The 7534-nt window shown below is 52.4% G+C and carries 7 protein-coding genes; 4 read left to right on the top strand and 3 right to left on the bottom strand.

What is annotated here, in order from left to right; translation table 11 throughout:
* Nucleotides 1-16: 16 nt before the first annotated feature.
* The 4 genes from darT to MLC59_RS13545 are packed head-to-tail and all read left to right on the top strand — an operon-like array spanning nt 17 to nt 5780.
* Nucleotides 17-664 (top strand): type II toxin-antitoxin system toxin DNA ADP-ribosyl transferase DarT, encoded by a 648-nt coding sequence (gene darT, locus MLC59_RS13530; RefSeq protein ID WP_248234952.1) that lies wholly within the window; start codon nt 17-19, stop codon nt 662-664.
* Complete coding sequence (gene darG, locus MLC59_RS13535; protein WP_248234955.1) at nt 664-1728, top strand: type II toxin-antitoxin system antitoxin DNA ADP-ribosyl glycohydrolase DarG; 1065 nt, start codon at nt 664-666, stop codon at nt 1726-1728. The genes darT and darG overlap by 1 nt, the downstream gene beginning before the upstream one ends.
* 24 nt (nt 1729-1752) lie before the next feature.
* Nucleotides 1753-5085, top strand: coding sequence for a type I restriction endonuclease subunit R (locus tag MLC59_RS13540; protein ID WP_248234959.1), 3333 nt, complete (start codon nt 1753-1755; stop codon nt 5083-5085).
* Nucleotides 5085-5780, top strand: a complete 696-nt coding sequence (locus MLC59_RS13545) for a M48 family metallopeptidase (protein ID WP_248234960.1) — start codon at nt 5085-5087, stop codon at nt 5778-5780. Before MLC59_RS13540 ends, MLC59_RS13545 begins: the two co-directional genes overlap by 1 nt.
* A gap of 117 nt (nt 5781-5897) precedes the next feature.
* Here MLC59_RS13545 and MLC59_RS13550 read toward each other — a convergent pair whose 3' ends face one another.
* The 3 genes from MLC59_RS13550 to MLC59_RS13560 form a co-directional block, all read right to left on the bottom strand.
* Complete coding sequence (locus MLC59_RS13550; RefSeq protein WP_248234963.1) at nt 5898-6410, bottom strand: hypothetical protein; 513 nt, start codon at nt 6408-6410, stop codon at nt 5898-5900.
* Between the two features lie 76 nt (nt 6411-6486).
* Nucleotides 6487-6876, bottom strand: a complete 390-nt coding sequence (locus MLC59_RS13555) for a hypothetical protein (protein ID WP_248234966.1) — start codon at nt 6874-6876, stop codon at nt 6487-6489.
* Between the two features lie 97 nt (nt 6877-6973).
* A complete protein-coding gene (locus MLC59_RS13560; protein WP_248234967.1) occupies nt 6974-7333 on the bottom strand; it encodes a hypothetical protein in 360 nt (119 codons plus the stop codon).
* Nucleotides 7334-7534 lie beyond the last annotated feature (201 nt).

The raw sequence follows: 7534 nt of genomic DNA on the forward strand, positions 1-7534 counted from the left end.
CGCCGGAGTAACTGCCATGGGGTTTGAGAAAGACCTGACGCCAGAGAAGGCTCTGATATTTCGAATCACTCATCGGAGAAATCTCCCTTGGGTGTTTGATAATGGCATCCACTGCCGGTCCAGCGTCCAACAAGATCAGGGCTTCGTCAGCATTGGCAACCAGGAGCTCATTGAAGGAAGAAAGGAGCGGACGGTTCCCATGGAGCCGTCCGGCGTGTTGTCGGATTACATTCCGTTTTACTTCACACCCTACTCTCCCATGCTGCTCAACATTGTCACAGGCCGTAACGTGCCCCAGCGCCTCAAGGCAGACATCGTCATTCTGGTCAGCTCTCTTCACAAGGTGAACGAAGCAGGTATCCGGTTCCTGTTTACGGATCGGCATGCGTATCTTTTCAATGCCAGTTTCAGCAACGACCTCAACCAGCTGGCGAACATGGTTCCGTGGGAGCTTTTGCAAGCCAGGGATTTTCGGAAAGATCCGGAAGACCCCGCCAAGTCGGAACGCTACCAGGCCGAAGCGCTTATTCACCGCCACCTCCCGGTGGATGCTCTCTTGGGCGTGGTAACCTACAATGACCGGATTAAAGCGGAAGTTCAGGCATTGGCTGCTGAGCGGCAACTGAATTTGGGCATACACAGTAAACCGAGCTGGTTCTTCTGATGATCGAATATACGAAAGGCAATTTATTGGAAGCGGATGTCGACGCGTTGGTGAACACGGTCAACACCGTTGGCGTGATGGGCAAAGGCATTGCTTTGATGTTCAAGGAAGCCTTCCCTGAGAACTTCCATGCCTACGCGAAAGCCTGCAAGGAACACCAGGTTCGCACCGGCCATATGTTTGTGACCGAGCGGACTGACTTGATGGGACCACGTTGGATCATCAATTTCCCGACGAAGCAGCACTGGCGCACCAAAACGAAGCTGGAGTGGATAGACACTGGCCTTCAGGATCTTCGCAAGGTGATCTCTGAAAAGGGCATAAAGTCGATCGCCATCCCACCGCTGGGGAGTGGCAATGGAGGGTTAAATTGGGCCACAGTGAAACCCCGGATTGAAGAAGCACTGGGTGACCTTACCGATGTTCGTATTGTTCTGTTCGAACCGACGGCCGAATACCAGAACGTAACGCGTCGGACAGGCGTGGAGAAACTGACACCACCCCGCGCACTGATTGCTGAACTGGTTCGCCGCTACTGGGTGCTCGGAATCGAGTGTTCATTGCTGGAAATCCAGAAACTGGCCTGGTTCATGGAGCGCGCCATTGTGAAGTCTGGCCTGAAAGATCCAATGGACCTGCGCTTTGAAGCCAACCGCTATGGCCCTTATGCCGACCGGTTACGGCACTTGCTGGACTCTCTGGACGGCAGTTATTTACGCTGCGAGAAACGCTTGGGCGATGCCAAACCTGAGGACGTCATCTGGTTTGAGCAGTCACGCAAAGAGAAGGTTCACCTTTATCTCAAATCCGGCGAAGCAAACGCTTATGAAGCTGCGTTGGAGCACGTGTCGGAATTGATCGATGGCTTCCAGTCACCCTTGGGCATGGAGCTTCTCGCAACCGTCGACTGGCTGATCGAGCGCGAGGGGTGTTGCCCCAACCTGGAAAGCGTCAAAGAAGGGTTACGGAATTGGCCTGCCGGAGCAGCTGCGGCTGAACGTAAGGTGAAGCTGTTTGACGACAGCATGCTCAATCTGGCCATCGAGAGATTGCACAATTTTTAATGGATTAAAAAAACAGGAGTTGTAATGCCCGGCCCGGAATTTACTGAAGTCGAGCTCCCTTTCATTCGACAATTGGAACAGGAAGGCTGGGATTACATTGAGGGCTCACTGGAGGAGCCCGCTGTTACCCATCGTGAAACCTTTGCCCAGGTCGTCATGGAGTCGTTGCTTCGTGAACGGCTTGTGGCCATCAATACCCGGAACGGCTCGCCATGGCTGGATGAACGGCGGGTTGATCAGGCGGTTTCAGCCATCACCCGCCTTCCCGCGAATAAAGTGATGGAAGCCAATCAACTGGCCACGGAGCTACTTCACGGTGGAATCACCGTAGAGGGCCTGCCGGACTGGGATGGCGGCCGAGGGCAAACTATCCAGTTCATTGACTGGGCAACCCCTGAGAACAACACCTTCACCGTAGTGAATCAGTTCAAGGTCAAATGCCCACCCGGGCACGATGGCTGGAAAGGCCACGTGATCCCGGACCTGGTTCTGTTTGTTAACGGCATCCCCCTCGTCGTCATCGAATGCAAAGGCCGCACGGTACCCGAGGGCCTTACCGACGCTGTAGACCAGTTGCGCCGTTATCATGATCAGCGCTACCACGATCTCGAAGTGGAAGAACACGAGGGCGCCCCTGCCCTGTTCTCTACCAATCAGTTTATGGTGGCCTCGAATTTTGACGATGCGCGAGTGGGAACGATCGGTGCCGGACTCGGCCATTACCTGAATTGGAAAACCGTGGTGCCTCGGTCAGAAGCCGAGGTAGCAGAAAAGCTCGGTTTTAGTTCACTGTCCTCTCAACAACGGTTGATCGCTGGCATGCTGCCACCGGCCAATCTGCTCGATATCGTCCGCCACTTTATGCTGTTCATGAGCACGGGCGGCCAAACCATCAAGCTCGTATGCCGGTACCAACAGTACCGAGCAGTGACACTCGCCGTCCAGCGCCTGAAAACCGGCAAAACCCGAATTGAGGACGGCGAGCATGACCGCCGGGGCGGCATCATCTGGCACACCCAGGGCAGTGGCAAAAGCCTCACAATGGTATTCCTTGTTCTCAAGATGAGAACCGACCCGAATCTTCGCCGGTTCAAAGTCGTCGTGATCACGGATCGAAAGGATCTCCAGGATCAGTTGTCTGGCACGGCCACTCTGACCGGTGAAACCGTCAAGATCGCCAACAACACCGGCAAACTGAAATCACTTCTGGGGCAGCCCGGTCCGGGACTCGTTTTCGCAACTATTCAGAAATACCGTGAGCATGAGAGCGTTTCTGCCGCATACCCACCTCCCAAAGAGGAACGTGGGCTTGAGCTCAACCGCCGGGATGCGGCGGAAGAAACTGACGGCCAACCGGTAAAGCCCATTCCCGCAAAACCACTAGGGCTGATCAACGACGGCCCGGATATTCTGGTGATGATCGATGAGGCTCACCGGACCCAGGCGGGTGATCTGCACGCCAACCTTTTGCAGGCTGTACCCAATGCTGCCCGAATTGGGTTTACGGGTACGCCCATCATCATGGGCAAGAAGAAACAGACCAGCGATATCTTTGGCGAGTACATTGACCGCTACACCATCAAGGAAGCGGAAGAAGATGGCGCCACGGTACCCATCCTCTATGAGGGTCGAACGGCAGAAGGTGCCGTCAAGGAAGGCGCCAACCTCGACGATCTGTTCGAAGATCTATTCAAGGAGCGAACCAAAGATGAATTGGAGCTGATCAAAAAGAAATACGCGACCAAGGGCCAGATCTTTGAAGCACCCCTGCTCATCGAGGAGAAGGCCGCCGACATTCTCCGCCACTATGTAACCAACATTCTTCCGAATGGATTCAAGGCTCAGCTAGTCGCCTACAGTCGTCGCGCCGCAATCCGGTACTTGGAAGCACTCAAACAGGCCCGGTCGAAGCTACTTGAAGAGGCCATGGCACTGCCGGCTGAAGACAAAAACATCGCTGAAACCGACGTAATTACTCGACCACCGCGAGTCCAAGCGGCTATTAAAGCCTGGCAATACCGCGACCTGTTGCAGAAACTGGATTTTGCCGTGGTATTCAGTAGCAGCAACAACGATGACAGCGGCTGGGCGCAATGGAGTGACAGGGCTGAAATCGAGCACAACATCAGCCGGTTCAAAAAACCGCTGTTTCATAAAGATCCTGAAAAGGCGGACCCGCTCAGTTTCCTGATCGTCAAATCCATGCTGCTAACTGGTTTTGACGCTCCCATTGCGGGCGTGATGTATCTGGACCGCCCTATCCGTGAAGCGGAATTGCTGCAAGCAGTTGCCCGGGTGAACCGTACCGGCTTCGGGAAACGCTGTGGGATTGTGGTGGACTACTATGGCGTTGCCAATCACCTGAAAGAAGCACTTGCCGCCTACAGTGATGAGGATGTCGAAGGCGCATTGCAAAGCCTGAAAGACGAGATCCCGATGCTACGGGACCGCCACCTGCGTGTCGTCGATGTGCTGAGGAAACAGGACGTCGATAGCCTGGAGGATGCAGAGGAGGCAGTTGCAGCCCTGGGTGATGAGAGATTGAGAGCCGAGTTCATCGTTAAGCTGAAGGAATTCAACCGAACGCTGGATGATGTGCTGCCCCGGCCCGAAGCGCTTGAGTTTGTGAACGATGCAAAACAACTGGCCTACATTCACGCCCTCGCGCGGAATCGCTACAAGGACAGCCCGGAGCTGGGTAAAGACGTTGGCAACAAAGTCCGCAAGCTGATCGACGACTACATGATCTCTCTGGGCATCAACCCGAAGATTCCGCCGGTGCAATTAACGGACACCGATTTTGATCAGCACATAAACCGGCAAGTCAGTGATCGAGCCAAGGCATCCGAAATGGAACATGCTGTTCGCTCTCACGTGCGCAAGCACCTGGACGAAGACCCAGTGAAATACACCAAGTTAAGCGAACGCCTGAAAGAGATTCTGGACCAGTTGGACGGGCTCTGGCAGGAACAAGTGGATGCTTTATCGAGTCTGGTCAAGAAATTGAAGGACGACGAAGCAACGGACGATGAACCGACGTCTGCCCTTCCCTCAAATCACCTACCCTTTTTTAGGCTGATGACCGAAGTAAAATACGGAACCGATGCGCTCCCTGCAGCTGATGAGCAGGAGAGCCTGGAGCAAGCCACCGCCTCCACTGTTCAAATTATCCAGGAAGAAATGCGCATCCCGGATTTCTGGAAACCGGCCCATCTGCCGGACCAGGAGCGTTTGCGAGGCAGGCTGTTCGAAGAATTGTTCGAACTTGATCTATTCCCCATGGATCAGCTGGATGGATTGCTAGACAAGCTAATCGACCTGGCCAAAGCCAATCACACCAAGCTGGTAAACGCGTGATGGAATTGCAGGTAGACGATCTGACTTTCGAGGTGCGCCATAGCAAACGGCGAAAGACCCTGGAAATCATCGTAGATCGCGAGGGCGACCTGGTGATTGCCGCTCCCAAAGGTGTGGAAGATCAACTGCTCAAGGACTTCGTTCAAGAGAAAAAATTTTGGATCTACCAGAAGCTGGCAGAGAAAGCCGAGCTGCAAAAGCCTCAGCCTCGGAAGGAGTACGTGAATGGTGAAGGCTTCCTTTACCTGGGCCGGAGCTATCGCCTGAAACTCGTTGATGACCAGCAAACTCCCCTCAAGTTGGTAGCAGGTCGATTCTGCCTACGCAGAGACCTGCAGCCTGACGCGAAACAGCACTTCATTCACTGGTACAGCACCAAAGCGCAGATCTACCTGAACGAGAAGGTTCAGGCGCTCGCCGCACGCATGGGCGTTGAGCCGGCTGGCGTAAAAATCCAGGACCTGGGTTATCGCTGGGGCTCCTGCGGCCGGGGAAACCGCCTTTACTTCAACTGGAAGACCATCCTGTTACCGCGTGAGATTGTGGAGTATGTGGTGGTACACGAGCTGACCCACCTGGATGAGCCGCACCATACGCCGCAGTTCTGGAAGCGAGTGGAGAGGGTTCTGCCGGATTATGAGCGGAGGAAAGGGTGGTTGGCTAAGAATGGGATTGGGGTGGAAGGGATTGATTGAATGCTTATGGCCCTTCGTATTTGACTCTCGAAAAAGCCATCCACTCTGGTAACGGGGAGGCAACGAACCGGAGTGTAGTTAGTCTCCATGTGCAGCCTATAGTTATGCAAAGATCGCTCATATCGAATTACCCATGGGAACTCCTTGCCAGATTGGATTTTTCAAATCCGGCCCAGTTGCTCCTAACTCTGAGATATCATGAGTAACTTGGTAGCGTTTCCCGTTTGCGGAGATCACCTCAAGGCTCAATATTGTATACCGATGCTGATTTGGATCTGATTCCTTTGGCGGCCGATAGGCTGCATCGTGCACCACAGTGAAAGGCCGAATTCCCCCTGGTTTTAACACAAACGGATCAAGATGATTGATTGGGACTTCAAGGTACGGAGCATCATGCTTCAAATGCCCAAGCGGAGATGGTCCCATCAACAGAGCGATATCCTTGATGTAAAGTTCCTGGTTACCGGTATTGCTGAAAGTGTAGCTCAGTTCTCTATTCGTCCGTTCACTGAGGCAATCAAAAAACCGGCTATTAAAGCAAAGAACTGCTTTTGAAGATTGATGCCAGTGGGAAAAGTACAATGCTAGTAAAGAGACCAAAAAGGCACCCACTGAAATCACCATTTCCATTAACTATCCCCTTTTCATTTCGAACAACTGCTGCTTGATCACTCGCTTGTCGCATGCATAGTTTCACCAGGAAAAATTAGTAGTCGTCATCCATAAAACTCTCATCGCCAACCTCTGCACAAATAAGCCCTTTCTCACGCATTTTCGCAACAAAAGGTATGCCATCATCGATGAGGTGACTGCCATCATCCATCTTCGGATCAAATTCACTAGCTGCTAAAATTGGCTCTTGAAAGGTTTTCTTATGAAGGCGAAACACCTCAGTTCCAATACCAAGTCTCTTGCAGCCATTTAAGTCAAGGTTCTGAAGGTAAAAATAACTAGACACCCCCCAGTCATCTTCATTTACATGCATAAATGTAATAGATCCCACTCGATTCTTACTACAATCGAATACTGTAATATCCTGCCCATCGTCTAAATCAATATAATATCGGTTTCCATCTTTAGCAGTGAACTTGTGCATTCCCATCTCCACATTGACACCATATACGACTCTGTTAAGGAAAAACGCATCGGGGGGAGGTGTTCCCGTTGATCATCTGATTAGCTGATGCCCCCGTTTACCAATCCATGTTTGCAGCTGCGTCCATTTGATTCTCTAGGTACTCTACCAACTGTGACATTGCTTCTTTTGACTTCATAGCTTTTGAGTATGAACCGTCAGAGGCGAAAGTGAGTATGCTGGGCACTTTGCTAAAAAGATGAGGTTCCGCTGCAGAGATCTCACTTGACCAAAGATCACTCAAGAACGAGTCGATTGATTTGATTGCCTCCACTTCATCAAAGCCGGGGTCTCCTGAAAACGAGTAACTGTTGGTTGCATCTTCAGTGAGCAGGATCGGAACCGCACCAGCCCCAGAGTGAAACAAGAATGCCTCACCGCGCTTACCAAAAGCACCATGAGCCATAAAATTTCGCATCTGCTCCCGTAAGACCGAGTTATGGTGATTTCTGGTGTATGGAAGCAGGTTGAAGGGGTGGCGTATCCTGTTGGTTGATCTCCGCCAAGATCACAACCAACAGAGGAATGATACGCCATGTCCGAGTCTAACCTGCATGCTCTTTCACAACCAGAGGTAGCCAGCAACGACCCGTTGCACGAGTTGATCCGGCAGGGTGCC

The sequence above is a fragment of the Marinobacter bryozoorum genome, from assembly GCF_023156245.1.
GTDB classification, from domain to species: Bacteria; Pseudomonadota; Gammaproteobacteria; order Pseudomonadales; family Oleiphilaceae; genus Marinobacter; species Marinobacter bryozoorum.

Bases quoted from the DNA above. Each gene is read 5' to 3' on its own strand.
- darT (WP_248234952.1), top strand. From the start codon at position 17: ATGGGGTTTGAGAAAGACCTGACGCCAGAGAAGGCTCTGATATTTCGA.
- darG (WP_248234955.1), top strand. From the start codon at position 664: ATGATCGAATATACGAAAGGCAATTTATTGGAAGCGGATGTCGACGCG.
- MLC59_RS13540 (WP_248234959.1), top strand. From the start codon at position 1,753: ATGCCCGGCCCGGAATTTACTGAAGTCGAGCTCCCTTTCATTCGACAA.
- MLC59_RS13545 (WP_248234960.1), top strand. From the start codon at position 5,085: ATGGAATTGCAGGTAGACGATCTGACTTTCGAGGTGCGCCATAGCAAA.
- MLC59_RS13550 (WP_248234963.1), bottom strand. From the start codon at position 6,410: ATGGAAATGGTGATTTCAGTGGGTGCCTTTTTGGTCTCTTTACTAGCA.
- MLC59_RS13555 (WP_248234966.1), bottom strand. From the start codon at position 6,876: ATGCACAAGTTCACTGCTAAAGATGGAAACCGATATTATATTGATTTA.
- MLC59_RS13560 (WP_248234967.1), bottom strand. From the start codon at position 7,333: ATGCGAAATTTTATGGCTCATGGTGCTTTTGGTAAGCGCGGTGAGGCA.